Below are 23,609 nucleotides of genomic sequence, written 5' to 3' on the forward strand. Positions count from 1 at the left end.
GGGCGTTACCGGTTCAGGTTCCCGGCGGAATCTAGGGCCAGTGGGCTAAACAGGGGGTGACCGTCCAGGTGCGGCTGCCCCTCCCGTTCAGTCAGGCGGCCGGCGCACAGCAGCTGGAGGGTGGCGATCAGCAGGGGATGCTCCACCGCCAGCACGCGCGCGGCCAGGCTGTCGGCGTCATCGCCGGGCATCACCGGTACCCGTACCTGGGCCAGCACGGCGCCGGCATCCAGTTCGGGAACGACCAGATGCACGCTGGCCCCGTGCTCGGCATCGCCGGCGTCCAAAGCTCGCGCATGCGTATCCAACCCTTTGTGCAGTGGCAGCAGGGAGGGGTGGATGTTGACCAGGCGGCCATTGAAGCGCTGCACGAAGGCGGCGCCGAGAATGCGCATGTAGCCGGCGCAGACGATCCAGTCCGGCGCGGCCGCGGCCAGTGCATCGCCCAAGGCCTGCTCGTAGGCGGCGCGGTCGTCGAATTCCTTCGGCGCATGTGCCCAGCGCAGGCTGGCGCCGACCCGTTGCAGCGCGGCGGCGGCCGGGCGGTCGGAGAACACGCCGACGACCTCGGCGGGCAGGCGCCCGGCCGCGATGGCATCGAGGATGGCCTGCAGGTTGCTGCCGCGCCCAGAGGCGAGCACCGCGATGCGGGTGGGCGCGGTCATTGCGCGGGACTCCGGCGGATCAACGGCCAGCTCAGCAGGCTGCCCACGGTCGCCAGCAGCATGTCGGCATGGGCGTCCCACATGTCGCCCTGCTGCCCGTTGTAGGCCTCGGCGGCGTCCGGCGACAGGGCCAGCGCGATGGCCCACTCGAACCACTCGTAGACCAGGCTGGCGCACATCACTGCCATCACCGCCAGGGTGAAAGCCTGGCGGCGGCGCAGCGCCGGCCAGGCATGGCGTGCCAGCTGCAGCAGCGCAGGCGTGAAGCAGACGCCGAACAGGAAGTGGATAAGCCGGTCGAAATGATTACGCTGCCAGCCAAACGCCGCATTCGGCGACCAGCCGGCCAGCGCCTGCGCCCATGCGTCGTAGGGCACGTTCGAGTACAGCCAGCGCGCAGCCACGCAGTGCAGTGCAATGAAGCCGCAGATCGCGATGAAGGCACCGTTGCCCAGCCAGCCACCCCGGCGGTCGACCCATAGCAGTGCGGCCAGCCCGATCACGGTCAGGGTGCTGTGCAGGGCCTGCTCGGTGGGCCACAGCGGGTGGATCCAGCTGATCGCGAACACCGCCAGCACGGCGGCGAAGGCCAGCTTCTTGGGGCCCGTGAAACGGGAAGCGGCAGGCGAGGCGGTCGTGGAGAGGGCAGGCGCGGACATGGGGAGTCGATCAGGGGAGGGGGGCGTCTGCCGGCAAGCTCAGACGCTGAGATGGTCGCCACGGTCGAACAGTGCGGCCATGTCAGGCTTGGACAGAAACACCCAGGCATAGGCGGTCAGGGCCATGCCCAGCGGGCCAGCCAGTACCGCCAGCCAGGCCGCGCGCTGGCACCAGGCCAGCCCGGTGCGGCGCGACAGCAGGCGTGCGGTGTGCAGCTGCACGACGCCAAGCGCGGCCGCCAACAGCGAAATGACCCCGTACACCGTGGCCAGTACCGCGCCATCGGCCAGCCCGCGTGAGCTGGCGACCAGGCCGATGAAACCGAGGAACGCCAGCGCGGCCATCCAGTGGAAAACCGCCAGCGCGTAGAACAGCACCTTCAGCGTCTGCAGGTGGCTGGCCAGCTGCAGTTGCGCCAGGGTCTGCTGTGGTAGCGGCGGTGGTGCGCCGGGTGTCGTCATGTCGTTGCACCACTTGCATCGAAGGCGGCCTTGACCTGCGGGCGCAGCAGCGTAACCAGGGTGAATACCCCCAGAACGGTGCCCAGCGGCGCGCACAGGCAGAGCAGGCCGGCCACGATCAGGCACAGCAGGTGGCGACGACGCTGGGCCAGGCAGCGTCCGGCCTGGATGACGAATGCGGCCATGCCCAGGCCACCGGCGACGAACACAGTCCCCAGCACCGTGAACACCCAGCCGAACAGGCGCTGTTCGGCCGGCGACGAGGGCTGACCCCCGGAGTTCATCGGCAGATGGCCGCTCAGCGCACTGATGCCGAGCACGATGTACAGAATGAAAAACAGCGAGAGCAGCGCGATCAGGCCGCCGAACACGTAGTGCGCGATGGACAGCGCGCGCAGGTGGTCAGCGTCCTGCCTGCTGAAGACCGGCACGGCCGCCAACGGCGGCGGTACCGGGGTGGGTGCCAGGGGGGGCGTTGCGTCCATGCGGGCTCCTCGGGGTCGGGTTCAGCCGATGCGGACGCGTTCGGCGCCTTCGGCGGTGACCACCTGGCCGATGGTCCAGTGGTCCAGGCCCTGGGCTTGGACCGCCTCGGACACGGCAGCGACCTGCTCCGCTGCCACGATCAGCACGAAGCCGATGCCGCAGTTGAAGGTGCGCCACATCTCGCTGTCGGCGACCGCGCCTTCTTTCTGCAGCCACTGGAACACTGGCGGCAGGGTCCAGGACGAGGCCTGGATGTCCAGGCCGAGGCCATCGGGCACGACGCGGATGATGTTCTCGGTCAGGCCGCCACCGGTGATGTGGGCCATGCCGTGGATGGCATCGCCGTGCGACTTCAGCAGCGACAGGATCGGCTTCACGTACAGGCGGGTCGGTGCCATCAGCGCGTCGACCAGCTTCACGCCACCTTCCAGTTCCAGATCGGCCGGGCGGCCGGCGCGGTCGTAGATGCGGCGCACCAGCGAGTAGCCGTTGGAATGCGGGCCGGACGAGGCGATGCCGATCAGCACGTCGCCGGCGGCCACGCTGGCGCCGTCCTTCAGCTCGCTCTTCTCGACCGCAGCCACCGTGAAGCCGGCCAGATCGTACTCGCCCGGGGCGTACATGTCGGGCATTTCAGCGGTTTCACCGCCGATCAGCGCGCAGCCGGCCTCGGTGCAGCCGTTGGCGATGCCGCCCACCACCGCCGCGGCGGTATCGACGTCCAGCTTGCCGGTGGCGAAGTAGTCCAGGAAGAACAGCGGCTCGGCGCCCTGTACCAGCACGTCGTTCACGCACATCGCGACCAGGTCGATGCCGATCGTATCGTGGCGGTTCAGCTGATGGGCCAGCTTCAGCTTGGTGCCCACGCCGTCGGTACCCGACACCAGCACCGGCTCGCGGTACTTGTTGGACAGGTCGAACAGGGCGCCGAAGCCGCCCAGACCGCCCATCACTTCCGGGCGGAAGCTGCGCTTGACCAGGGGCTTGATCCGCTCGACCAGCGCGTTGCCGGCGTCGATGTCGACACCCGCGTCACGGTAGGTGAGGGGGGAGGGGGCGGAAGACGGGGTGTTGGTCACGGGCGTCGGCGCTGGCAGGGGTTGAACGGGCGATTTTAACAGGCCGCATTGGCGCAAAGGCCGTATTCGGGCAACAATTCCCCCGGATTCGTCGAGCCAATGGATGTCCTGATGCGCCGCAGCCTGATTCTGACCCTGCTCCTTGCACTGAGCCTACCGGTGGCCACGATGGCCCAGAGCGGCCTGCGCACCGAGGGAGATGTTGCCACCGCCTCGGGTGCGTACGAGGCCGAAGTGCCCGTCAACAGCCAGGCCGAAACCGATCGCAACGGCGCCCTGGCCCGTGCCCTGAGCGTGGTGCTGGGCAAACTGTCCGGCGACCGCAACGTGATGTCCCGCCCCGGCGTGGTGCAGGCGCTGCGCAACGCCAAGGACTACGTGGCCAGCTACGACTACAAGCAGGACCAGAGCGTGGGCGCCAGCGGCGCGCCGAGCTTCAGGACCCTGCTGGTGGCCCGCTTCCGCGAGGATGACGTCGACTCGCTGGTCTCGGCGCTGGGCCTGCCGCTGTGGCCGCAGCCGCGGCCGAAACCGGTGGTGTGGTTGGCCGTCGACGACGGCAGTGGCCCGCGCCTGGTCAGCGTGCAGCAGGCCAACGCCGCCCGCCCGCTGCTGAACCGCGCCATCGAGCGGGGTTACAAGCTGGGCCTGCCCAGCGGCGGTGCCGCCGAACAGGCGCTGGCCGGTGCCATCTGGCGCCAGGACAGTGCCGCCGTGGCCCGCGCCTCGTCGCGCTACTCGCCGCCGATGCAGCTGATCGGCAAGCTCTACCGCGCCAACGGCGGCTGGCAGGCGGACTGGGTGTTCGTCGACAACGGCCGCGAGCTGAACAAGTGGACCAGCAAGGACGCCAACGCCATGCGTGCGATGGCCGCCGGTGCCGATGGCGCCGCCGACGCGCTGGTCAAGCGCTATGCCAAGGCGGGTGCCGCCGTCGGTCAGGCCGGGACCTACCGCGTGGTGGTCACCGGCATCAACAGTGCCGACGACTACCTGCGCCTTGCCGCCGGCCTGCGCGAGGTGCCGGTGGTGCGCAACGTCACCCCGCTGCACGCTTCGGCCGGCCAGCTGGAGCTGAGCCTGGAGATGACCACCGGCCTGGCCGGCTTCAACCGCATGCTGGGCGACAATGGCGTGCTGGTGCCCAGCGCGACGCTGCCGGCCCTGCCGACCCCGATCGATGACACCACCGGTGCCCCGGTGGCCGCGCCGGTCAGCAACGAGTACCGCTTGCGATGACCCTGACCCCGGAAGCCGAAATCGCGCAGTTCCTGCGCCGCCTGAAGTACATCCTGTTTGCCGGCCTGGTCGGCTGGGTGGTGTGGCTGCTGGCACCGATCCTGACCCCGTTCGTGCTGGCGCTGGCGCTGGCGTGGCTGGGCGATCCGCTGGTGGACCGCATCGAGGCCACCGGCCGTTCGCGCATGACCGGCGTGGTGCTGGTGTTCGCTGCGATGGTGCTGGTGATCGTGGCGCTGCTGCTGGTGCTGGTGCCGATGATCGAGCGCCAGATCACCACCCTGATTGCGGTCGCGCCGCAGGCACAGGCGTGGCTGATGGAGAAGGGGATCCCCTGGTTCGAGCAGAAGACCGGCCTGGAAGTGATGCAGTGGCTGGATCCGGACCGCCTGATCGAATGGGTGCGCAGCCACTGGCAGCAGGCCGGCGGCTTCGCCACCACATTCATGGGCTACGTCTCGCGTTCGGGCTTTGCGATGGTGACCTGGGTGGTCAACATCCTGCTGCTGCCGATCCTGGCGTTCTACTTCCTGCGCGACTGGGACAAGCTGGTCGAGCGGGTGGCGTCGGTGATTCCGCGCAACCACATCGGCACCATCAGCGCGTTGGCGCGCGAGTCCAACGAGGTGCTGGGGGCGTTCATCCGCGGACAGTTCCTGGTGATGCTGGCGCTGGGCGTGATCTATGCCGGCGGCCTGTCGCTGGTCGGCCTCAAGCTGGGCCTGCTGATCGGCCTGATTGCCGGCCTCATCAGCTTCATCCCATACCTGGGCGCGACCACTGGCGTGCTGATGGCGGTGATCGCGGCACTGGTGCAGGCGCAGGGCTTCGACCTGAAGCTGCTGATCCTGGTGGGCGTGGTGTTCACCGTGGGCCAGCTGCTGGAAAGCTACGTGCTGACCCCGCGTATCGTCGGCGACAAGATCGGCCTGCACCCGGTGGCAGTGATCTTTGCGGTGATGGCCGGCGGCCAGCTGTTCGGCTTCCTCGGCATGCTGCTGGCGCTGCCGGTGGCGGCGGTGACCAACGTGCTGCTGCGCTATGCGCATCAGCGCTACCGCCAGAGCGAGCTGTACGTGGGCGAGAAGCCGGCGATCGTGCTTGATGGCGTAGTGGACGCCCCCCATATCATCGTTCCGAACGACAAGGGCCCCGACCTGAAGTGATGGGTGTGCCGCAACTGCCGCTGGCCCTGCATTACCCGCGGGACCAGCGCCTGGAGACCTTCATCGGCGCGCCGGACGGCGCGCTGGCGCAGCTGCGCGCGATCGCGGTTGGTGCCAGCCACGACTGGGTCTACCTGGAAGGTGCGGCGGGAACCGGCAAGACCCACCAGGCGCTGGCGATGTGCTCCAGCGCCGAGCAGGCCGGGCGCCTGCCGACGTACGTGCCACTGGCCAGCGCAGCAGGCCGCGTCCGTGCAGCGCTGGATGGGCTGGACGCACGCGAACTGGTGGCGCTGGACGGGCTGGACGAGGTTGCCGGCAATCGCGAGGACGAGATCGCGCTGTTTGATTTCCACAACCGCGCGCGCGCTGCAGGTGTAACCGTGCTGTACACGGCGCAGAAGGCGCCGGGCGAGCTGGGCCTGGTGCTGCCGGACCTGCGTTCGCGCCTGGGCCAGTGCGTGCGCGTGCTGCTGCAGCCGCTGGATGAGGAAGGTCGTGCTGCGGTGCTGCGCGAGCGTGCACTGCGACGCGGCCTGGCCATCGACGAAGCGGCCATCGAATGGCTGCTGTCGCACACCGGCCGTGAGCTGGGTGGATTGATCACCCTGCTGGACTGGCTGGACCGCGAATCGCTGGCGGCGAAGCGGCGGATCACCGTGCCGTTCCTGCGCCAGGTGCTGGAAGAAGGCCGGCCTCGTTACTGAGGGTGGGGTTTGTTTGCAGGGCTGCGCCCTGCACCCGCCGAAGCCGAAGCAACGTCAACGTCAAAAGCGGGCTATCCGTGGGATGGCGGGGTGGGTCCGGTTGCGGGGGACGCTGCAAGTACGTCCATGTAAGCTCGGTCGCCGCATCCATGCGGCTCACGCCCCCGCAACCGGACCCACCCCGCCTTCGACAGCTTCCCGCGGTCTGCCGGGACTGCGTACTGCACTGCTGTTGGTGGGTGTCGACCTTGGTCGACACGTGTCTTGCTTGTGGTGGGTGACGACCGTTGGTCGTCACTGGAGCAAGCGCAGCGAAGCGACACGCTTTTGCTCTTCTTTCTTTCTTCCGTGGCTGGACGCGCACGGAAACTGTCAGAGGCCGGGCGGGGTGGGTTCGCGGGGGTGTCCGCGGCATGGATGCCGCGGCCAAGCCCCCAGGGACGGGTTCATGGCGTCCCCCGCGAATCCACCCCGCCCGGCCAAGCAAGGCTTCTGCTCTCAAAACATCCAGCCACGAGGGGCTCAGCCGTTCGCTGCCAACTCCACATCCAGCGCGCGCAGGCGATCCACGGTACCCACATCGGTCCAACGCCCGCGATGGTGCTGCCCCGTCATCAACCCCTGCGCCATGAAACGCTTCTGCAGCGGCACCACCGAGAACTTCGGCGGAACACGCTCGCTACCCGGCGCATCGCCGATCACCGTGCGCCAGTCGGCCACGATGGAGGGGCGATACACGCCGATGCCGGCATAGGTCAGGCACGGCCCTGCGTGGTCGTGGTGCAGCAGGCCCTGCGCATCGAGTCGGTAGTCACCGTTGGGGTGTTGCGCCGGATTGTCGACCAGCACCAGGTGTGCCTGGCCCTGCGGCTCGCGCGGCAGCGTGGCGAAATCGAAATCGGTCCAGATATCGCCGTTCACCACCAGGAACGGAGCATCGCCCAGCACCGGCAATGCGTTGAGGATGCCGCCGCCGGTTTCCAGCGGGGTCTGCCCTTCGTAAAGGAAATGCAGACGCAGGCCCCACTGGCTGCCATCACCCAGCGTCGCCGGGAACTGCTCGGCCAGCCACGCGGTGTTGACCACTACCTCGCGCACGCCGAGCGCCGCCAGGCGTTCCAGGTGCCAGACGATCAACGGCTTGCCGGCCACTTCCAGCAGCGGCTTGGGTGTGTGCAGGGTCAGCGGGCGCATGCGCTCGCCGAGCCCGGCGGCAAACACCAGCGCCTTCATCGGGCCACGCGCATTGGTGCGCCGAGGTCGGCCAGCGCCGGCTTGATGCGGTTTTCCAGCAGCTGCTGCAGGGGGGCCAGCTCGCGATAGCGTGGCAGCACTTCATCCAGATAGCCGATGAAGCGCGGTGCGTCGTCCAGGTAATGGCCCTTGTTGTCGCGGTAGCGCAGGCGGCAGAACAGGCCGAGGATCTTCACGTGGCGCTGGATGCCCATCCAGTCGGCATCGCGCAGGAAGGTGGCGCGGTCGGGCACCGGCAGGCCGGCGTCGCGCGCGCGTTCGTGGTACTGCGCCAGCCACTCGTCAACGCGCTGCAGCGGCCAGCTCAGGAAGGCGTCCTTGAACAGGCTCACCGCGTCGTAGGCGATCGGGCCACGCACCAGGTCCTGGAAATCCAGCACCGCGGGGCCGTCGTCGACCGGCATCAGGTTGCGCGGCATGTAATCGCGGTGGGTCATCAGCTGGGCCTGGCCCAGCGCGTTGTCCATCAACCGGCGATGCACCAGCTGCAGCCCCTCGAGCTCACCGCAGTCCAGTTCCAGGTTCAGGTGCCGCTGCAGGAACCATTCGTCGAACAGCCCGGCATCGCGTTGCAGCAGCGCCTCGCCGAACTGGCCGAAGTCGGCTGGCACCGCAATCGCCTGCAGGCGCAGCAGCTGTTCGATCGAGCGGCCAAACCATTCATCGGCATTGCGCGCGTCGAGGATCCTGGCCAGGGTCGGACCGCCGAGATCTTCCAGCAGCAGGAAGCCGGCCTCCAGGTCCTGTGCCAACAGCGCGGGCACGCGCAGGCCGTGGTCGTGCAGCAGGCCGCGCATGCGCAGCCACGGCCGCGGATCTTCCAGCCCCGGTGGGGCGTCCATCACGATGTGGCTGCCACGGGTGCTGGTGGTGCGCCAGTAGCTGCGCATGCCGGCATCGACCGAAGCGCGCTCGACCACCGCGCTGGCATCGTCGAGCTGGGTACGGGCCCATTGCAGGCGCCGCGCGCTGCGCTGGGGATCGGAGGCGGGTTCGGTCATGCGGGCATATCCGGGGGCGCTGGGCGCGCCAACGTCGGGAACAGGAAGGGAAGGGGGACGGGGTCAGCGGCGGCCGCTGAACAGGCGCAGGACGGCCAGCACGGCCACCGCGCCCACCACCGCACCGAGGAAGCCGGCCGGTTCGCCGGGGGCGTACCAGCCCATGTACTGGCCGAACCAACCGGCCAGCAGCGCACCGAGGATGCCCAGCACGATGGTCAGCAGGCAGCCCATGCGGTTGTTGCCGGGCATGAAGAAACGCCCGAGCAGGCCGACGAAGAAGCCGACCAGCAGGATGTACAACCAGCTGCTGCTGCCGAACAGACCATTCATGCGCGCGGATTCCGCTTGAGTGTGGACGCAGCCTAGCAAGGCCAGGCTGCGTCCGTCACCGGTGCCGGATCAGCAGCAGCCGTGGTCGCCGTGGCGGGTGCCGCTGTCGGCAGCCACCGGCGAACCGCTGGTCTCGCCACGCAGGCTGGCGGCGTAGTGCTCGCTGATCACCTTGGACACGCAGGCGGTGACCTTCTTGCCCATCGGGATGTGCAGGAACTCATTCGGGCCGTGCGCATTGGAGTGCGGGCCGAGCACGCCGGTGATCATGAACTGCGCACCCGGGAACTTCTCGCCCAGCATGCCCATGAACGGGATCGAGCCGCCTTCGCCCATGTACATCGCCGGCTTGCCGAAGAAGGCCTGGCTGGCGTCGTCGATGGCCTGGGTCAGCCACGGCGCCATCGCCGGGGCGTTCCAGCCGGTAGAGGCCTTTTCCAGGTCCAGGGTGACCTGCGCGCCGTTCGGCGGATCGCGCAGCAGCGCTTCCTTCAGCAGCTCGCCGCAGGTCTTGCCATCGGCGGTTGGTGGCAGGCGCAGCGACAGCTTCACCGAGGTCTGCGGGCGCAGCACGTTGCCGGCCGATTCCAGCGGCGGCATGCCGCCCACGCCGGTGACCGACAGCGCCGGGCGCCAGGTGCGGTTGAGCACCAGCTCGGTCAGGTCCTCGTTCATCGGACGCAGGCCGTCGACCATGGGGAACTTCTCGAAGATCTCGGTATCGACCACTTCGGCAGCGCGCCTGGCCTGTTCCTGGCGCTCGGCGGGGATTTCGACGTTCATGCCGTCGATCAGGATACGGCCGGTGTCCTGGTCCTCGATGCGCGACAGCAGTTGGCGCAGCAGGCGGAAGCTGGACGGCACAACGCCGGAGGCATCGCCGGAATGCACGCCTTCGTTGAGCACCTTCACGGTGAAGTTGCCGCCGGTCAGGCCGCGCAGCGAGGTGGTGCACCACAGCTGGTCGTAGTTGGCGCAGCCCGAATCCAGGCAGACCACCAGCGAGGGCTTGCCGATGCGCTCGGCCAGGTGGTCGACGTAGGCCGGCAGGTCGTAGCTGCCGGACTCTTCGCAGGCCTCGATCAGCACCACGCAGCGGGCGTGCGGCAGGCCCTGGGCCTGCAGCGCCAGCACCGCGGCCAGCGAGCCGAAGATGGCGTAGCCGTCGTCCGCACCGCCGCGGCCATACAGCTTGTCGCCGCGAAGGACCGGCGTCCACGGGCCGAGATCGTCATCCCAGCCAGTCATTTCCGGCTGCTTGTCCAGATGGCCGTAGAGCAGGATGGTGTCGTCGCCGGTTTCGGCGCCGGTCGCTGGAATTTCCAGGAAGATCAGCGGCGTGCGGCCTTCCAGGCGCACCACTTCAACCTTCAGGCCGGGCAGCTGCTGGGCCCTGGCCCAGTTCTCCATCAGGGTGACCGCCTGTTCCATATAGCCGTTCTGCACCCAATTGGCGTCGAACATCGGCGACTTGTTGGGAATGCGGATGTAGTCGACCAACTGCGGGACGATTTCGCTGTCCCACTTGTCATTGACGAATTGGCCGAGCTTGGCGCTGTCCATCTGAAACTCCGGTTGCATGGGCTGATCCGGCCATTCTACGCCTGTGCCACGGGTAGGGTTTTTCCTACATCACGTCGGGTATTTGGCTGGCTTACGGAAATCCGGGAAACCGATAGGCTGTGCACATGTGGTGACGGACACTGTTCCTGCCGACGGGATTGCCGGTCGGGGCGGCCAGAATCACAGGGAGATACACGTCGTGCCTTGGAGTGTCGTGTTGAGGGCACTGGTGCTGGTAGTGGGGATCGCTGGGGCGCATGCCGCCGAACCGATCGACATCAACCGCGCCGATGCCCAGGCGCTGCAGCAGGGATTGACGATGGTCGGAGCCGCCAAGGCCGAGGCGATCGTCGAGCACCGGCGCAGACACGGCCCGTTTCATCGCGTCGAGGACCTGGCGCAGGTGAAGGGGATAGGGAAAGCGATCGTCGAACGGAATCGACAGCGGATCACCGTAGGCAACAGGTTGTTGCCGGCGGATCCGGTACCCGGATCGGTACCGGTGCGGACCGTACCCAGGCGCTGACAGCAGGAATCGTCGGAACCGGCAGGAGGCTGGTTCAGCGGTCACGGACAGGACGGCCGTGACCACCGACCGCCGCAGGATGCGGCACCAATCACCAGGATGGTGGCATCACAGACCTGTGGAAGGGGCTGAGATACAAACAGGACAGACGCGGCCGCGTGCAGGACGCAACGCTTCCCCCACAGCGCAGGATGCGAGGGGGCGGCAGCAGGCCGACAAGGACGTAACGATTGCCCGGTACGACACATGGCTGTGTCGCCGGGCAGTTTCATTTCCGGCGCCAGGTTTTGCCGCGGCCACCACGGGCCGATGGTGTACGGTGGCGGCTCCGCATGGAAAGGACCCCCGCTGGATGCTTCTGCACCGTCCAACCACTCTGATGCTCGCTCTTGCACTGGCCCTGCCGCTGCTGGCCCATGCCGCTGCGCCGGCACCGGCTGCCAAGCCCGCAGCTGCCACTGCCGGCACCGCCGAGGTGCGCGGGCCGACCGACCTGAAACCGGGCGAATACCTGTGGCATCCGGAAATCTCGCCGACCGGCCCGATCGTGCTGGTGGTCAGCCTCAATGAGCAGCGTGCCTACGTCTACCGCAACGGTATTGCCATCGGCCTGACCACGATCAGCTCGGGCAAGGCCGGGCACGAGACACCGACCGGTGTGTTCACCATCCTGCAGAAGGACAAGGACCACAAGTCCAACCTCTACAACAGCGCGCCGATGCCGTACATGCAGCGGCTGACCTGGGACGGCATCGCCCTGCATGGCGGCAGCCTGCCCGGGCATCCGGCCTCGCACGGCTGCGTGCGCCTGCCGCAGGCCTTCGCGCAGAAGCTGTTCAGCGAAACCCAGCGCGGCGATACCGTCGTGGTGGCCGATGCCAAGAGCTCGCCGATGACCCTGGCCTATCCGTCGGTGCTGGCACCGGTCAATGCACGCGGCCAGGCCCTGCCGGAGACGGAGGGTGGGGCGCCGGCACAGGCCTGGTGGAACGACAGCGCGGCGCCGGCCGGGCAGGTCGGCATCCTGGTCAGCCTGCACGACCAGCGCCTGTACGTGCTGCGCGATGGCGTGATGATCGGCGAGTCGCCGCTGAAGGCCGACGCGCTGCCGGCCTTCCAGGGCACCACCCTGTTCGTGATGGGGCAGGGTTACAGCGATACGCCCAGCCCGCTGGACGCGAACCAGCGCCTGCACCAGTGGACGGCCTACCCGTTGCTGGGCCAGGACCGTGCCCAGGCCACGCCGGACCTGCTGGCCACGCCCTCGCTGCCGATGGCGCTGCCGGCCGAGTTCGCCCGCCAGCTGTACCGGGTGCTGGTGCCAGGCACGACCCTGCTGGTGACCTCGCTGCCGGCGGTCCGCCCAAGCCCGGCTGAATCCGGAATGCAGCCGGTCTTGGAATCCGAGCCGCCAGGGTCCACCCTCAAGGGCAACTGAGTCCCTTCGTTGTGCCCATGACTGCATCCCGCCTGTGCCGGCTGGCCGCGTTCGGCTTGCTGGCGACCTCGGCCAGCGCCCCGGCGCTGGCACAGACGCCCGCCCTCGCCACCAGTGCCGATGATCTGGCTGCCTTGCTGTCGCGCAGTGCGCCCAAGGCCGACCGCCACGTGTTGCAGCTGGCGGCGCACGCCATGCGCTGTGCGTTGCAGCGGCCGGAGCTTGGCATCAACGGTGATCGACTGAGCGTTATCGATTACTCGCGGCCGTCCACCGAGCCGCGCCTGTGGGTGTTCGACCTGGCCCACCAGCGCCTGCTGTTCGAGGAATGGGTGGCGCATGGCCGCAACAGCGGCGAGAACCGCACCGAGCACTTCTCCAACCGCGATGGCAGTTTCATGTCCAGCCTCGGCGCGTTCACCGCGCAGGAGACCTACATGGGCGGCAACGGGTATTCGCTGCGCCTGGCCGGGCTGGAACCGGGCTTCAATGACCGCGCGCGCGAACGCGCGATCGTCATCCACGGCGCGCCATATGTGAACCCGGCCACCGCGCAGCTGCAGGGGCGGCTGGGCCGCAGCCTGGGCTGTCCGGCGGTGCGCCTGTCGGTGGCCAAGCCACTGATCGATGCGTTGCGTGGCGGCACGATGGTGTTCGCCTATTACCCCGACCAGGACTGGTTGAAACACTCGCAGCTGCTGGCCGGCGGGTGCGGCGGCCAGGGCACGCTGGCCACGCGGTGATGCACGATGGCGCGCGGCGTGATGCAATGCGCTGATGAACGTCGACTCCCTGCTGCACACTCCGAGCCAGGTCATCTCCCGCCTGGACTACCGCCGCGAACGCTGGCGCAACGGCCTGGGCTGGACGCGCGAGATCCTGCGCCTGCCTGCGCAGGGCGACGACTGGGCGCTGCGCCTGTCGGTGGCCGAGATCGAGCTGGACGCCGCGTTCTCCGCGTTTCCCGGCGTGGAGCGCGAGCTGGTGCTGCTGCAGGGCAATGGCGTGCGCCTGCGCTTCGAGGATGGCCGCGTGGCCGAAGTCCTGCCGCCGCATGGGCGCGTGCGCTTTGCGGGCGAGGAAACGCTGCACGGCGAACTGGTCGACGGCACCACCCACGACTTCAACCTGATGTGGAAGCGCGACCTGCTGCAGGCCGAACTCCTGCATCGGCCGCTGGTGGGCTCGATGTTCTTCTTCTGCGAACCAGGCGTGGCCTGGGCGCTTTACCTGTTGGCCGGTCATGCCGAATTTGGAGCTGACAGCGGTCTGCCGCCGATGCACGCTGGCGATACCGCGTGGTTGGCGGCCGGTGAACGGCAAAGGCATGCGTTGCAGGGCGGGGGCGAGTTGCTGGCGATCCGGGTCAGTGCGGCGGCGGGATGATTCCTGGGCGCCGGTGGGTACCATCCACGCATGGCGTGGATCTACTTGCACTGCGGTTGCCACCCTGCCTGGACACGCCGTTCAGTAGATCCACGCCATGCGTGGATGGGGCGACCTCAATACACATCGCGCCGGTAACGACCGGCCAGCAGTAGCGCTTCCTTGTCCGCAGTCCCCAGCACCTGCTCGATCACCGCATCCACCGCCGGGGCCATGCCCTGCAGGCTGCCACAGACCAGGATCGTCGCGCCTTCATCCACCCACTGCCGCAGTGTTGCTGCTTCGGCCAGCAGGCGGTCCTGCACATAGCGATGCACACCGCCATCGCGGCTGAACACTGCATCCAGCCGCGCCAGCGTGCCATCGGCCAGCATCGCCTGCAGTTCTTCGCCGAAATGGAAGTCATGCGCGGCGGTGCGCTCGCCGAACAGCAGCCAGGTACGGCGCGCGCCACTGCGTACGCGTTCGTGCAGGTGTGCGCGCAGGCCGGCGATGCCGGTGCCGTTGCCGATCAGCAGCAGCGGTACCTCGGCGGCGACGCCATGGAAATTGTCGTTGCGGCGCAGGCGCAGTTGCACCGGTTCGCCAAGTGCGGCGTGGTCGCACAGCCAGCCGCTGCCGATGCCGGGTGTTCCATCGGCGCGAAGCTGGCGACGCAGCAGCAGCTCCACCGCGCCGTCGGCCATCACTGAGGCGATGGAGTACTCGCGATGCGGCAGCGGCTGCAGGGTCGCCAGCAGCGCGGGCAGATCACCCGGGGGAACCAATGAAGGCAGGTGCGAGCGCGCGACGCGTGCCAGCAACGTCTGCCCGTCGTCCAGCACCCTGTCCGCATCGAAGCGCTGTGCGTCCAGCCAGGCACGCACGGTGTGCGACGCATGCTGCGGGCCGATCTCGGCGATGTCGCCGGCCTGCCACTGCACATCTGCGCCGGCCGGTGGCCGCAGGCGCAACCAGTACACTGGACCGCCGGGGCTGCCCGGGTTCAGATGTTCGCGCTGCAGCAGCGTCCACGGCTGGTATTCGGCCGGGCTCCAGTCGGGCATTTCACTGGCGCCACCACCGAGTTGTCCCAGCAGCTGTTGCCAATGACGCAGCGCTGCCGGATCGGCGTTGTCGACCTCGATCACATCGAACAGCGCATGCGCGCCGTGCTGCCGCAGCCATTGGTCAAGCTGGTGGCCGAATCCGCAGAAGTGGCCGTAGCTGCGGTCGCCCAGCGCGAGCACGCCGTAGTGCAGGTGCTGCAGTGAAGGCGGCGAGACCATGACATCGCGCAGGAACGGCAGCGCGTGGTCAGGCGGATCGCCCTCACCGGTGGTGCTGGCGATGAACAATGCACGCTGGCTGCCGGCCAGCAAGGCGGCGTCGACCTCATGCAGACCGCGCACGCGCACCGGCACGCCGGCACCACGCAATGCCTCGCCACTGCGTTCGGCCAGCTCGCGCGCGAAGCCGGTCTGGCTGGACCAGACCAGCAGGATCGGTGCGGCATCGCCAGAGGCAGCATGGTCGCGCGGTCGCCCACGCCACCACAGTGCGGCGCAGGCCAGCGCATACAACGCCGTAGCGAGCACCGCGATCTGCGACTGCCGCGCCGGTGGCGCGCCCTGCCACCAGGCTTCGCCCAGATGCAGCCGCAGCAGCGCCCAGCCGATCACTGCCAGCAGGAACAGCACCAGAGCGTTGCCGAGCCACGCGCGCGACGGACGGGTGCTCATGCGCCTTGCTCGTCGAGCAGGCGCTGGAAGGCGCTGCTGAGAAATTCGAGTGGGCCATCCGCTGCGCGATGCAGGTAGCGCGCCGCCAGGCCTTCGCGCTCGGCCAGCGCCATGCCCTGGTCGCGACCGAGTACGGTCAGCGCGGTTGCCCAGGCATCGGCGTGCATCGCATCGCCGGCCACCACCGTGACTGCCGCAGCGACCTGGCGCACCGGCCTGCCAGTACCCGGATCGAGGCTGTGGCTGTAAGCCTCGCCATCGGCGTGGTACTGGTGCCAGCGATCGCCGGAGGTGGCCACCGCCCGGCCATCCAGTGCCAGCACGCGAGGCGGGGTGTCGGTCCGCGCATCTTCTTCCGGTGCGGACTCCACCAGCACGCGCCACGGCTGGCCATCCGGTTTGCGGCCGTAGCCGGCCAGCTCGCCGCCGACCTCGATCAGCGCTGCCGCAATGCCTTGCCCTCGCAGCCAGGCAGCCACGTGATCGACGCCGAAGCCCTTGGCGATCGCAGAGAGATCCAGTTGCAGTCCACCCGGTTGTAGCAGCGCATCGCCCTGCCACTGCAGGCGCCGCCAACCGCAGCGCTCGCGCGTGGCCTGTACGGTGGTGGCATCGGGTTGGCGGCGTTCGCCGGCGTGTGCACCGAAGCCCCACAGCGCAACCAGCGGACCGATGGTGGGATCAAAGGCGCCGCCACTGGCGGCAGCGATGGCCTGTGCGCAGGCCAGAACGTGGCGGGTCTCGGCCGGCAGCACGCACCATTGGCCCGCGTTGGCGCGGTTGTAGCGACTCAGGTTCGAGCCGGGCTCCCAGGTGCTCATCTGCGCCACCACCGCATCCAGCCGCGCCTGGATGCCGGCATGCAGTGGATGCAGGTCGCGCTGGCGCGGCGCGACCAGCGACACGCTCCACGTGGTGCCCATGGTGGTGCCGCCGAGGCGGGCGATGTCGAGCTGGGGATCGGTCATGGTGGTCTACCGCAGGCACGATGCCGGGGCCTGCCCGGCATCGCGGTCCACATCTATTACTGCGGCAACACTTCCAGCGTGGCGACGTAGCTCAGGCGGCGCTTGGCGGCCTGCTTCACCGAGGTCTTGTTGTCTTCGGTGCCGGTTTCCAGCCAGTACATGCCGGCTTCCGGCCAGGTCACCTTGATCTCGCCCCTGGCGTCGCTGGTGAGCTTCAGTTCGTCCTGTGCGTTGCGGTAGCGGGTGGCACCCCGCACGATCTCGAACTCCAGGCCGGCGGTCGGCTTGCCATCGACCAGCACGCGGAAGGTGGCTTCCTCGCCGGCGAACAGGTCGTTCGGGTGGCCAACAGCGACCAGCTCGATACCCCGGTTGGTCGGCTTCAGCGCGGTGTCGTTCGGCGCACCGTTGGTGACGAAGGTCTCCACGCGGCCCACCGACTGGCTCAGTTCCAGCTTCTTCGCGTCCTTGGGCAGTTCGCCAAGGGTCGCCACGCTGCCGCGCCAGCGCTTGCGCTCGCCGTTCTGCTCGTAGGTGGCGAACAGGCCATCATTGACCGACGCGATGCGGTAGGTGCCCGGCTGCTTCAGTTCGATGTCGAACACGCTGCGGTACTTGCCGGTGGTCGCGTTCTGCGGCTGCACGGTGCTGCCGTCCGGCGCGGTGATCACCAGCGATTCCAGTCGCAGCGGCACGTGGTTGAAGTAGAACAGGTCGTTGGAGACCGCACCGTCGACGGTGATCCACGGTGCGTTGCCGGCGATCACGGTCTGCGAGGGCAGCAGCCAGGCCTTGTGGGCCAGAGCGGAGAAGGGAAGGGCAGCGGCCAGGGCGGCGGCGAGGACGAGCGTGCGCTTCATGCGGAAGACTCCAGTTGGAAGGGGTCGAATCCCTTTCCAACGGAAAGGGCTCTGATCCCGGGGATGTGGCGATGGGGTCAGAGCCCTTCCTGTGGAAGGGATCCGACCCCGGCTCAGACAATTACGGTTTGACGGACAGGGTGACCTGACCCAGTTCGGTGGCGCCCTGCGCCTTGCCGTTCTGCGCGGCGGTGGCCGGCCAGGTGAAGGGGATCTTCAGCAGTTCGCGGCCGCCGACTTCGCGCACCGCCTCCACCACCAGTGTGTAGTTGCCTGGGGCCAGCTGCTTCAGTGCCGGCTGCCTGTCGCTGAACGACAGTGCGTGCCTGCCGGCCGGGCGGGTCGGGCCGGTCACGCCGTCCACCGGCACCTGCAGGGTACGGCCACTCTTGCGCCACCACTGGCGCAGGTCGGGCAGCCACTTGGTGCCGTGGCCCTCGCTGTTGCTGGTCTGCTGGTACCAGACCGACAGGTTGGCCGCGACCTTCTGGTCGGCGCCTTCCAGCCACACCGCCACATACGGGCGGTGGTACTCGGCCACGTTGAGCTTGGGCACTTCGACGTTGATGTCGAGGGTGGTGGCATAGGCCGGCGAGGTGGCCAGCAGGCCGCTGAGGGCGATGGTCAGGGTGACGCGCATGGGGCGGCTCCGGAGGAACGGATGGAATTCACGGTGGAAGTCAGTGGATCAGCAGCAGGGCGATCAACAGCGGGATCATCAGGCCGAGGCCGACCAGCGGCCAGGTCATGCGCCGTTGCCGCGCATGCAGGTGCAGCAGGAACAGGCCGGTGATGCAGAACACCAGGCAGGCCACGGCGAACAGGTCCAGGAACCATCCCCACGCCGGGCCTGCGTTGCGGCCCTTGTGCAGGTCATTGAGGTAGGAGACCACGCCGCGCGAGGTCGATTCGTACTCCACCGCGCCGGTTTCGCGGTCGATGCTCAGCCAGGCGTCGCCACCGGGGCGCGGCAGCGACAGGTAGATCTCCTCGGCCGACCACTCGGCCGGGCGCCCACCGATGGCGATGCCCAGCTGCGTGTCCAGCCATTGCCGGGCCGGGCGCGGAATCGGCGCGTTGCCGTCCTCGCGCGTGCCCAGCTGGCCCAGCAGCGCGGCCGGCAGTTCCAGGTGCTGGTTCTGCACCTGGGGTTTGGCCTCGATCTTCGCGGCATGGTTAAGAGTCAGGCCGGTCACCGCGAACAGCAGCATGCCGATCAGGCAAACTGCGGAGCTGATCCAGTGCCACTGGTGCAGCGTCCGCAGCCAGAAGCCACGGTTCTGTTGCTGCTGCACGGTGGAAGAGGCAGGACGGCTCACGGCACGGTTCGAAGCGGACGGGGACTGCCCATTACATCATTGATGAGAATAGCTCGCAATTGCGTGTCGTTCTGTATCCCGGAGCAGGCATTCCGGGGGGCCGGCCAGCGGCCGGCACTACCGATCGGTAGATCCACGCCATGCGTGGAGCAGGAGCAGGGCGCGGCGATCAGAACTTCGCGTTCAGCGAAATCCAGTAGCTGCGGCGCTGGTCCTTGGTCGCATAGTCGTCCACGCAGTTGAATTCGCTCTGGCTGATCAACAGGCACGACTGCGAGACGAAATCCTTGTCGAGCAGGTTGTTGACCCGCGCGTTCACCGTCAGCCAGGGCGTGGCCTTCCAGCTGCCACCGAGATGGAAGATCGTGTAGTCCTCGTAGTAGCGGGTGTGGCTGGCGCCGTTGGCATCCAGCAGCGTGTCGCGGTAGCGGTCGTAGCGGCCCTCACCGATCAGCGACAGGCTGACCGCTTCATTGATCTGCCAGTTGAGGCTGGCGTTGGCCATGTGTCTTGCCGGCATGGTGCCGCTGATCGGCAACCCCTTCTGTGCGCCACTGGTCTGCTCACTCTTCGTCCAGGTGTAGTTGCCGCGCAGCTGCAGAGTGTCGAGCAGGTCGACATGCGCGGCCAGTTCGGCACCGCGGGTCTCGGCCTTGTCGATGTTCACGCTCTGGGTGAAGGTGCTGTAGCCCAGTGCCGCCCAACCCGGGCCGATGTCCACGCAGTAGCCGCTGCCGGCGCGCGCCACTTCGCAGTTGGGGAAGGTGCCGCCGCTGGCGATCTTGTCTTCGAACGTGTTGAAGAAGCCGGTGACGTTGAAGCCCCAGCGCTGGCCCTCGTAGTAGGCGGCCAGCTCGTAGTTGGTGCTGGTTTCAGGCTTCAGGTTCGGCGAACCCACCAACGGCAGCACGCCCTGGCCACCGAAGCCGGTGATGCCCGGGAACAGCTGGTCCGGTCGCGGGGTCTTGTAGCCGGTGCTGACGCCGCCCTTGAAGGTCCACGCATCGCTGGCGTTCCACACCAGGTAGCCACGCGGACTAACGTGGCTGCCGAACACGTTGTGGTCGTCGTAGCGCAGGCCGAAGGTGGCGGTGAGGGTGTCGGTCAGCGCCCAGTTGTCCTCGGCGAACAGCGCCCACATGCGGTGTTTCTGCTTGACGTTGCTGCGGTAGCCGGCGCCATCCATGCCGAACACGCCATCGACCATGTCAGTGTTGTTGTACTGGCCACCCACCGTCAGCTTGTGTGCGCCGAAGTCCAGGTCGAGCATCGTGTCGAGCACGTAGCCTTCCAGTTCCATGGTGCGCAGCGGGCGCGGCAGGAACGCCTGCAGGCGCGCCATCTCGCTGGGATGGAGTGCGGCCAGCGCATTGCCACGGCCGGCCGCGCAGTTGTTGGAAGCGCCGGTGCGACGGCAGACGTCATTCCACAGCGTCTGCAGGTTGGCACGCTCGTCCAGGGTCAGCGGCAGAGAACGGCCGAGATTGCTGCTCTTGCTGTGGGTCAGCGAAGTCTGCCAGGTGCCGAAGCTGTAGCGGCCCTGGTGGGTCAACGATAGCTGATCGCGCTCGTAGCGCTGGTAGGCGGTGTAGCCCACGCGCGGCTGCACCACACGGCGGGTGACGGTGCCGCTGCCGTTCGGGTTGGGGATCACCGCATTGCCGACGCGCCACAGGCTGGCCAGGCTGTCCAGCGTGCCGGTCTGGCCTTCGCTGTTGTCGTATTTCTGCCGCGACACGTCGTAGTCCAGCCACAGTTCGTGATCGTCGTTGATGCGGAAGTCCAGGCGCACCCCGGTATTCCAGTTGGTGTTGGCGACCGACTTGCCGCCACCGCCGAAGCCGATGCTGCGCTCCCACAGGCTGCCGTCGGGCAGGGACAATGCATCCCATTCCGGGTTCGATGCCTTGGCATCGTAGTAGCTGCCGCGTACCGCCAGGCTGAGGCGGTCCTTCAGCAGTGGGCCGCTGAGGTAGAGGTCGGTGGTGCGCGCATCGCCGAACTGGTCGTCCTGCTGCACGGTGAAGCTCTGGCTGACCGAGCCGTGCCAGCTGTCCTGGTTGCGGCGGGTGATGATGTTGATGACGCCGCCCATCGCGTCCGAGCCGTACAGCGTGGACATCGGCCCGCGCACGACTTCGATGCGTTCGATCGCCTCCAGCGGCGGCAGGTAGGCGAACTGGCCGCCACCGAAGTTGTTCGGATAGATCTGGCCGACATTGCTCTGGCGGCGGCCGTCGATCAGCACCAGGGTGTACTCGGACGGCAGGCCGCGCATCGACACGGTGGCGCGGCCGTTCTTGTCGGTCGCTTCCAGGCCCACGTCGATGCCTTCGACGTCGCGCAGCGCGTCGACCAGGCTGGTATAGGGGCGCTTGCTCAGTTCCTCGCGGCTGACCACGCTGATGCTGGCCGGGGCATCGATCACCTTCTGTTCGAAGCCGGAGGCAGTGACCACCACCTTGTCCAGCGTCTGCGGTGCGCCGGCGGCGTCACCGTGGGCGAAGGCGGGGCTGGCGAAAGCCGCCAGCACGGCGCTGGTCAGCAGGGTACGGGACAGGGACGAACGGACACGATGGCGCTGGGCCATGGCAGTTACCTCGAAGGATGCAGGGTGGCGCGATGCCGTGCGCGAAGGGCGCGGCAGGCACGGAAGGCCCGGTCAGGGGCGGCAGGGATGAAGCAGACAGCGGCGTGCAGGCGCGACCGCGCAGGCGGTCACGCCAGGCCGTGGATCAGGCGAGCGGCGGCGCCTGGCCGCGTTGCTGGCGGCGCCCGGGCGCATCGGCCCAGGGCGTGTCCGGAGCGGCCAGCGGCCAGTCCGGGCGCACGCCGGGCATGGCCGGCGTGGCGGGTACGAGTTCGAGTTCAGTGCGCAGCCAGTGGCTGGCCAGCAGCAACGGCGGGTGTGCCTGCTCGGCCGCTTTCACCGGGGTGGCGGCACAGCGGCGCAGCTTGGCCGGCGCCTCTTCCTGCAGGGGACTTTCGCCACCGCGCTCTTCCAGCGGCATCTGCATGGCCATTCCGGCCTGGGCCTGTGGCAGCAGTGGCAGGGTGCCCAGCAGCAACGCCAGCATCGCCACCCATGCCAGCAGGTTGGCCAGCGCCGGACGCTGGCCGCGCATGGCGGTGCCCATCTTGCGATGGATGAGTGGGCGAGGGCGAAGCGGACGCAGCAAGCAGGGGTCCCCAGGGGTCTGCCGGCAGCGGCCGGCATCAACGGGGCGTGATTGTAATGAGAGCCGTTAGCTGTTGCAAATGAGAATGATTGCCAAAATGCCGCAGGCCGGCCCGGCAAGGCTCAGACTTCGCTCCAGCGCCGCAAAAGGTTGTGGTACACGCCGGTCAGCTGCAGGATCGCCTCGGCGTCGCCGCCGGTCTGCCGCAGGCGCTCGATCGAGCCATCCATTTCCCACAACAGGCGGCGCTGCACGTCGTCGCGGATCATGCTCTGCACCCAGAAGAAAGAAGCCACGCGTGCGCCACGGGTAACCGGCCGCACCTGGTGCAGGCTGCTGGACGGGTACACGACCAGGTCGCCGGCCGGCAGCTTCACTTCGTGCTCGCCGTAGGTGTCGCTGATGATCAGCTCGCCGCCTTCGTACTCCTCGGGCGCGGACAGGAACAGGGTGCAGGAGATGTCCGAGCGCAGCTGCTCGCCATTGGCCAGGTTCATCACCGCACCATCGACATGGTAGCCATAGGCGCCGCCACCGCTGTAGCGGTTGAAGCGCGGCGGCAGGTACTTCAGCGGCAGCGCGGCGCTGAAGAACAGCGGGTGCCGGGCCAGCGCGACGAGGATGATCTCGCCCAGTTCGCGGCGCAGCGGGGAAGCCTCGGGCAGCTGCTGGTTGTGCTTGGCCTGTGCGCCCAGATGCCCCACGGTTTCGCGGCCATCGGTCCAATCGGTGTCGTCGAGGCGGCGCCGGAAGCCGGCGACCTGGTCGGCGCTGAGAATGTCGGGGATGTGCAGCAGCATGCGGGACTCCTCAGAGGGACGGCGGTGCGATCAGGGCGCGCACCTGGGGATGCGGCGACGCGGCCAGTTCCGGCACGATGTGCGCCATGAACGCCGGACTGCCGTGCGCCAGGGCGAGCCGCAGCCAGTGCACGGCCTGCTCGACCTGGCCGGCCTGCAGCAGGATCGAGGCGTAGTTGGCCTGGCCGCGGAAATCACCGGCCTCGGCCGCGCGCTGGTACCAGGCGAGCGCCGCCTGCGGATCAGCCGCGGTATCCAGCCCGTCTTCGAGATGCCGGGCCAGCAGGTTCATCGATTTGGCATGGCCCAGGTGCGCGGCACGGGTGTACAGGGCCAGTGCCTGCGCGCGGTCCTGGGGCACGCCGCGGCCGGTGGCCAGCAGGTTGGCCAGGTTGTACAGGCCCCAGTCCAGCCCGGTGTCGGCCGCGCGCCGGTACCACACCGCGGCCAGCGTGGGATCGGGCGTGGTGCCCTGGCCCAGCTCATGGCAGCGGCCGAGCATGTTCATCGCCATCGGCGCGCCGTTGTTGGCGGCGGTTTCGTACCAGAGCAGCGCAGCCGAGGCGTCCTGCGCGGTGCCTTTACCTTCCATGTGCATCTGCGCGAGCAGCAGTTGTGCATCGACCTGCCCGGCCTGTGCGGCGTCGCGCACGCGTGCGAACGCAGCCTGTGGATCGTGCTGGAGCAGCTCGGCCAGGGCGTCGCTGTCGATGGGGGTACGGGGTGCCATGATGGGGTGAGTATCGCCGGAAACAAAAACGGCGGCAGGAGCCCCTGCCGCCGTGGTGGAGCGCCGTT

The 23,609-nt window shown here is 68.2% G+C and carries 25 protein-coding genes; 7 read left to right on the forward strand and 18 right to left on the reverse strand.

Going from position 1 to position 23,609, the window contains the following annotated elements; all coding sequences use genetic code 11:
* Positions 1–5 precede the first annotated feature (5 nt).
* The 5 genes from purN to purM are packed head-to-tail and all read right to left on the reverse strand — an operon-like array spanning position 6 to position 3,351.
* Complete coding sequence (gene purN / locus ACEPA4_RS05030) at positions 6–665, reverse strand: phosphoribosylglycinamide formyltransferase (RefSeq protein WP_065185831.1); 660 nt, start codon at positions 663–665, stop codon at positions 6–8.
* The gene (locus tag ACEPA4_RS05035) at positions 662–1,324 is read right to left on the reverse strand and encodes a DUF2238 domain-containing protein (RefSeq protein ID WP_139726786.1); all 663 of its coding nucleotides are present in this window, start codon (positions 1,322–1,324) and stop codon (positions 662–664) included. Before ACEPA4_RS05035 ends, purN begins: the two co-directional genes overlap by 4 nt.
* Positions 1,325–1,363: 39 nt before the next feature.
* On the reverse strand, positions 1,364–1,786 hold the full coding sequence (locus ACEPA4_RS05040; protein WP_005415569.1) for a hypothetical protein: 423 nt from the start codon (positions 1,784–1,786) through the stop codon (positions 1,364–1,366).
* Positions 1,783–2,271, reverse strand: a complete 489-nt coding sequence (locus tag ACEPA4_RS05045; RefSeq protein WP_061480736.1) for a hypothetical protein — start codon at positions 2,269–2,271, stop codon at positions 1,783–1,785. The genes ACEPA4_RS05040 and ACEPA4_RS05045 overlap by 4 nt, the downstream gene beginning before the upstream one ends.
* A gap of 21 nt (positions 2,272–2,292) precedes the next feature.
* A complete protein-coding gene (gene purM / locus ACEPA4_RS05050; RefSeq protein WP_053500215.1) occupies positions 2,293–3,351 on the reverse strand; it encodes a phosphoribosylformylglycinamidine cyclo-ligase in 1,059 nt (352 codons plus the stop codon).
* 99 nt (positions 3,352–3,450) lie between these two features.
* Between purM and ACEPA4_RS05055 the strand changes: the two genes are divergently transcribed.
* The 3 genes from ACEPA4_RS05055 to hda are packed head-to-tail and all read left to right on the forward strand — an operon-like array spanning position 3,451 to position 6,463.
* Positions 3,451–4,590 carry a DUF2066 domain-containing protein gene (locus ACEPA4_RS05055; protein WP_065185832.1) on the forward strand — a complete coding sequence of 380 codons (1,140 nt, stop codon included), beginning with the start codon at positions 3,451–3,453 and terminating at the stop codon, positions 4,588–4,590.
* On the forward strand, positions 4,587–5,756 hold the full coding sequence (locus tag ACEPA4_RS05060) for an AI-2E family transporter (protein WP_053500214.1): 1,170 nt from the start codon (positions 4,587–4,589) through the stop codon (positions 5,754–5,756). The genes ACEPA4_RS05055 and ACEPA4_RS05060 overlap by 4 nt, the downstream gene beginning before the upstream one ends.
* Positions 5,756–6,463: a DnaA regulatory inactivator Hda gene (hda, locus tag ACEPA4_RS05065; protein ID WP_053500213.1), complete on the forward strand. Its 708-nt coding sequence runs from the start codon at positions 5,756–5,758 to the stop codon at positions 6,461–6,463. Before ACEPA4_RS05060 ends, hda begins: the two co-directional genes overlap by 1 nt.
* A gap of 522 nt (positions 6,464–6,985) precedes the next feature.
* On the opposite strand, the gene murU is transcribed toward hda, so the two are convergent.
* The 4 genes from murU to ACEPA4_RS05085 all read right to left on the reverse strand — a co-directional run bounded on the left by murU (position 6,986) and on the right by ACEPA4_RS05085 (position 10,614).
* Complete coding sequence (murU, locus tag ACEPA4_RS05070) at positions 6,986–7,696, reverse strand: N-acetylmuramate alpha-1-phosphate uridylyltransferase MurU (protein ID WP_065185833.1); 711 nt, start codon at positions 7,694–7,696, stop codon at positions 6,986–6,988.
* Positions 7,693–8,718, reverse strand: coding sequence for an aminoglycoside phosphotransferase family protein (locus tag ACEPA4_RS05075; protein ID WP_065177936.1), 1,026 nt, complete (start codon positions 8,716–8,718; stop codon positions 7,693–7,695). Before ACEPA4_RS05075 ends, murU begins: the two co-directional genes overlap by 4 nt.
* 63 nt (positions 8,719–8,781) lie before the next feature.
* Positions 8,782–9,051 carry a GlsB/YeaQ/YmgE family stress response membrane protein gene (locus ACEPA4_RS05080; RefSeq protein WP_005415577.1) on the reverse strand — a complete coding sequence of 90 codons (270 nt, stop codon included), beginning with the start codon at positions 9,049–9,051 and terminating at the stop codon, positions 8,782–8,784.
* Positions 9,052–9,120: 69 nt separating this feature from the next.
* Positions 9,121–10,614 (reverse strand): M20 family metallopeptidase, encoded by a 1,494-nt coding sequence (locus ACEPA4_RS05085; protein ID WP_053496832.1) that lies wholly within the window; start codon positions 10,612–10,614, stop codon positions 9,121–9,123.
* A gap of 199 nt (positions 10,615–10,813) precedes the next feature.
* Here ACEPA4_RS05085 and ACEPA4_RS05090 point away from each other — a divergent pair, with 199 nt between their 5' ends.
* The 4 genes from ACEPA4_RS05090 (at position 10,814) to ACEPA4_RS05105 (ending at position 13,964) form a co-directional block, all read left to right on the forward strand.
* Positions 10,814–11,140 (forward strand): helix-hairpin-helix domain-containing protein, encoded by a 327-nt coding sequence (locus ACEPA4_RS05090; protein WP_032953992.1) that lies wholly within the window; start codon positions 10,814–10,816, stop codon positions 11,138–11,140.
* A gap of 352 nt (positions 11,141–11,492) precedes the next feature.
* Positions 11,493–12,578: a L,D-transpeptidase gene (locus tag ACEPA4_RS05095; RefSeq protein WP_262090490.1), complete on the forward strand. Its 1,086-nt coding sequence runs from the start codon at positions 11,493–11,495 to the stop codon at positions 12,576–12,578.
* 17 nt (positions 12,579–12,595) lie between these two features.
* Positions 12,596–13,321: a murein L,D-transpeptidase catalytic domain family protein gene (locus ACEPA4_RS05100; RefSeq protein WP_069139006.1), complete on the forward strand. Its 726-nt coding sequence runs from the start codon at positions 12,596–12,598 to the stop codon at positions 13,319–13,321.
* A gap of 34 nt (positions 13,322–13,355) precedes the next feature.
* Positions 13,356–13,964, forward strand: a complete 609-nt coding sequence (locus ACEPA4_RS05105) for a HutD family protein (protein WP_088496716.1) — start codon at positions 13,356–13,358, stop codon at positions 13,962–13,964.
* A 116-nt stretch (positions 13,965–14,080) separates the two neighbouring features.
* Here ACEPA4_RS05105 and ACEPA4_RS05110 read toward each other — a convergent pair whose 3' ends face one another.
* The 9 genes from ACEPA4_RS05110 to ACEPA4_RS05150 all read right to left on the reverse strand — a co-directional run bounded on the left by ACEPA4_RS05110 (position 14,081) and on the right by ACEPA4_RS05150 (position 23,541).
* Positions 14,081–15,685 (reverse strand): sulfite reductase subunit alpha, encoded by a 1,605-nt coding sequence (locus ACEPA4_RS05110; protein WP_065196586.1) that lies wholly within the window; start codon positions 15,683–15,685, stop codon positions 14,081–14,083.
* Complete coding sequence (locus tag ACEPA4_RS05115) at positions 15,682–16,653, reverse strand: FAD:protein FMN transferase (protein ID WP_139726787.1); 972 nt, start codon at positions 16,651–16,653, stop codon at positions 15,682–15,684. The genes ACEPA4_RS05110 and ACEPA4_RS05115 overlap by 4 nt, the downstream gene beginning before the upstream one ends.
* A gap of 56 nt (positions 16,654–16,709) precedes the next feature.
* Entirely contained in the window at positions 16,710–17,513 is an 804-nt protein-coding gene (locus ACEPA4_RS05120) for a DUF4198 domain-containing protein (protein ID WP_053496840.1), read from the reverse strand.
* Positions 17,514–17,634: 121 nt separating this feature from the next.
* Complete coding sequence (locus ACEPA4_RS05125; RefSeq protein WP_065177931.1) at positions 17,635–18,153, reverse strand: DUF2271 domain-containing protein; 519 nt, start codon at positions 18,151–18,153, stop codon at positions 17,635–17,637.
* 40 nt (positions 18,154–18,193) lie between these two features.
* Positions 18,194–18,832 (reverse strand): PepSY-associated TM helix domain-containing protein, encoded by a 639-nt coding sequence (locus tag ACEPA4_RS05130; protein ID WP_053496843.1) that lies wholly within the window; start codon positions 18,830–18,832, stop codon positions 18,194–18,196.
* A gap of 169 nt (positions 18,833–19,001) precedes the next feature.
* Positions 19,002–21,422 carry a TonB-dependent receptor domain-containing protein gene (locus tag ACEPA4_RS05135; protein ID WP_171955864.1) on the reverse strand — a complete coding sequence of 807 codons (2,421 nt, stop codon included), beginning with the start codon at positions 21,420–21,422 and terminating at the stop codon, positions 19,002–19,004.
* Positions 21,423–21,567: 145 nt separating this feature from the next.
* Positions 21,568–21,969 carry a hypothetical protein gene (locus ACEPA4_RS05140; RefSeq protein ID WP_262090485.1) on the reverse strand — a complete coding sequence of 134 codons (402 nt, stop codon included), beginning with the start codon at positions 21,967–21,969 and terminating at the stop codon, positions 21,568–21,570.
* A gap of 164 nt (positions 21,970–22,133) precedes the next feature.
* Positions 22,134–22,811, reverse strand: a complete 678-nt coding sequence (locus tag ACEPA4_RS05145) for a Fe2+-dependent dioxygenase (RefSeq protein WP_065196583.1) — start codon at positions 22,809–22,811, stop codon at positions 22,134–22,136.
* 10 nt (positions 22,812–22,821) lie between these two features.
* A complete protein-coding gene (locus ACEPA4_RS05150) occupies positions 22,822–23,541 on the reverse strand; it encodes a tetratricopeptide repeat protein (RefSeq protein WP_005415590.1) in 720 nt (239 codons plus the stop codon).
* Between the last annotated feature and the right edge of the window lie 68 nt (positions 23,542–23,609).

This window comes from Stenotrophomonas sp. P2112 (assembly GCF_041897515.1).
Taxonomy (GTDB): domain Bacteria; phylum Pseudomonadota; class Gammaproteobacteria; order Xanthomonadales; family Xanthomonadaceae; genus Stenotrophomonas; species Stenotrophomonas sepilia.

What these genes read in the sequence shown, in the direction of transcription:
- ACEPA4_RS05145 (WP_065196583.1), bottom strand. Translation starts at nt 22,811, where the DNA reads ATGCTGCTGCACATCCCCGACATTCTCAGCGCCGACCAGGTCGCCGGC.
- ACEPA4_RS05105 (WP_088496716.1), top strand. Translation starts at nt 13,356, where the DNA reads ATGAACGTCGACTCCCTGCTGCACACTCCGAGCCAGGTCATCTCCCGC.
- ACEPA4_RS05055 (WP_065185832.1), top strand. Translation starts at nt 3,451, where the DNA reads ATGGATGTCCTGATGCGCCGCAGCCTGATTCTGACCCTGCTCCTTGCA.
- ACEPA4_RS05100 (WP_069139006.1), top strand. Translation starts at nt 12,596, where the DNA reads ATGACTGCATCCCGCCTGTGCCGGCTGGCCGCGTTCGGCTTGCTGGCG.
- ACEPA4_RS05150 (WP_005415590.1), bottom strand. Translation starts at nt 23,541, where the DNA reads ATGGCACCCCGTACCCCCATCGACAGCGACGCCCTGGCCGAGCTGCTC.
- ACEPA4_RS05135 (WP_171955864.1), bottom strand. Translation starts at nt 21,422, where the DNA reads ATGGCCCAGCGCCATCGTGTCCGTTCGTCCCTGTCCCGTACCCTGCTG.
- ACEPA4_RS05035 (WP_139726786.1), bottom strand. Translation starts at nt 1,324, where the DNA reads ATGTCCGCGCCTGCCCTCTCCACGACCGCCTCGCCTGCCGCTTCCCGT.
- ACEPA4_RS05080 (WP_005415577.1), bottom strand. Translation starts at nt 9,051, where the DNA reads ATGAATGGTCTGTTCGGCAGCAGCAGCTGGTTGTACATCCTGCTGGTC.
- ACEPA4_RS05075 (WP_065177936.1), bottom strand. Translation starts at nt 8,718, where the DNA reads ATGACCGAACCCGCCTCCGATCCCCAGCGCAGCGCGCGGCGCCTGCAA.
- ACEPA4_RS05115 (WP_139726787.1), bottom strand. Translation starts at nt 16,653, where the DNA reads ATGACCGATCCCCAGCTCGACATCGCCCGCCTCGGCGGCACCACCATG.
- ACEPA4_RS05085 (WP_053496832.1), bottom strand. Translation starts at nt 10,614, where the DNA reads ATGGACAGCGCCAAGCTCGGCCAATTCGTCAATGACAAGTGGGACAGC.
- ACEPA4_RS05095 (WP_262090490.1), top strand. Translation starts at nt 11,493, where the DNA reads ATGCTTCTGCACCGTCCAACCACTCTGATGCTCGCTCTTGCACTGGCC.
- ACEPA4_RS05110 (WP_065196586.1), bottom strand. Translation starts at nt 15,685, where the DNA reads ATGAGCACCCGTCCGTCGCGCGCGTGGCTCGGCAACGCTCTGGTGCTG.
- ACEPA4_RS05120 (WP_053496840.1), bottom strand. Translation starts at nt 17,513, where the DNA reads ATGAAGCGCACGCTCGTCCTCGCCGCCGCCCTGGCCGCTGCCCTTCCC.
- ACEPA4_RS05040 (WP_005415569.1), bottom strand. Translation starts at nt 1,786, where the DNA reads ATGACGACACCCGGCGCACCACCGCCGCTACCACAGCAGACCCTGGCG.
- ACEPA4_RS05125 (WP_065177931.1), bottom strand. Translation starts at nt 18,153, where the DNA reads ATGCGCGTCACCCTGACCATCGCCCTCAGCGGCCTGCTGGCCACCTCG.
- murU (WP_065185833.1), bottom strand. Translation starts at nt 7,696, where the DNA reads ATGAAGGCGCTGGTGTTTGCCGCCGGGCTCGGCGAGCGCATGCGCCCG.
- hda (WP_053500213.1), top strand. Translation starts at nt 5,756, where the DNA reads ATGGGTGTGCCGCAACTGCCGCTGGCCCTGCATTACCCGCGGGACCAG.
- purN (WP_065185831.1), bottom strand. Translation starts at nt 665, where the DNA reads ATGACCGCGCCCACCCGCATCGCGGTGCTCGCCTCTGGGCGCGGCAGC.
- ACEPA4_RS05140 (WP_262090485.1), bottom strand. Translation starts at nt 21,969, where the DNA reads ATGGGCACCGCCATGCGCGGCCAGCGTCCGGCGCTGGCCAACCTGCTG.
- ACEPA4_RS05060 (WP_053500214.1), top strand. Translation starts at nt 4,587, where the DNA reads ATGACCCTGACCCCGGAAGCCGAAATCGCGCAGTTCCTGCGCCGCCTG.
- ACEPA4_RS05045 (WP_061480736.1), bottom strand. Translation starts at nt 2,271, where the DNA reads ATGGACGCAACGCCCCCCCTGGCACCCACCCCGGTACCGCCGCCGTTG.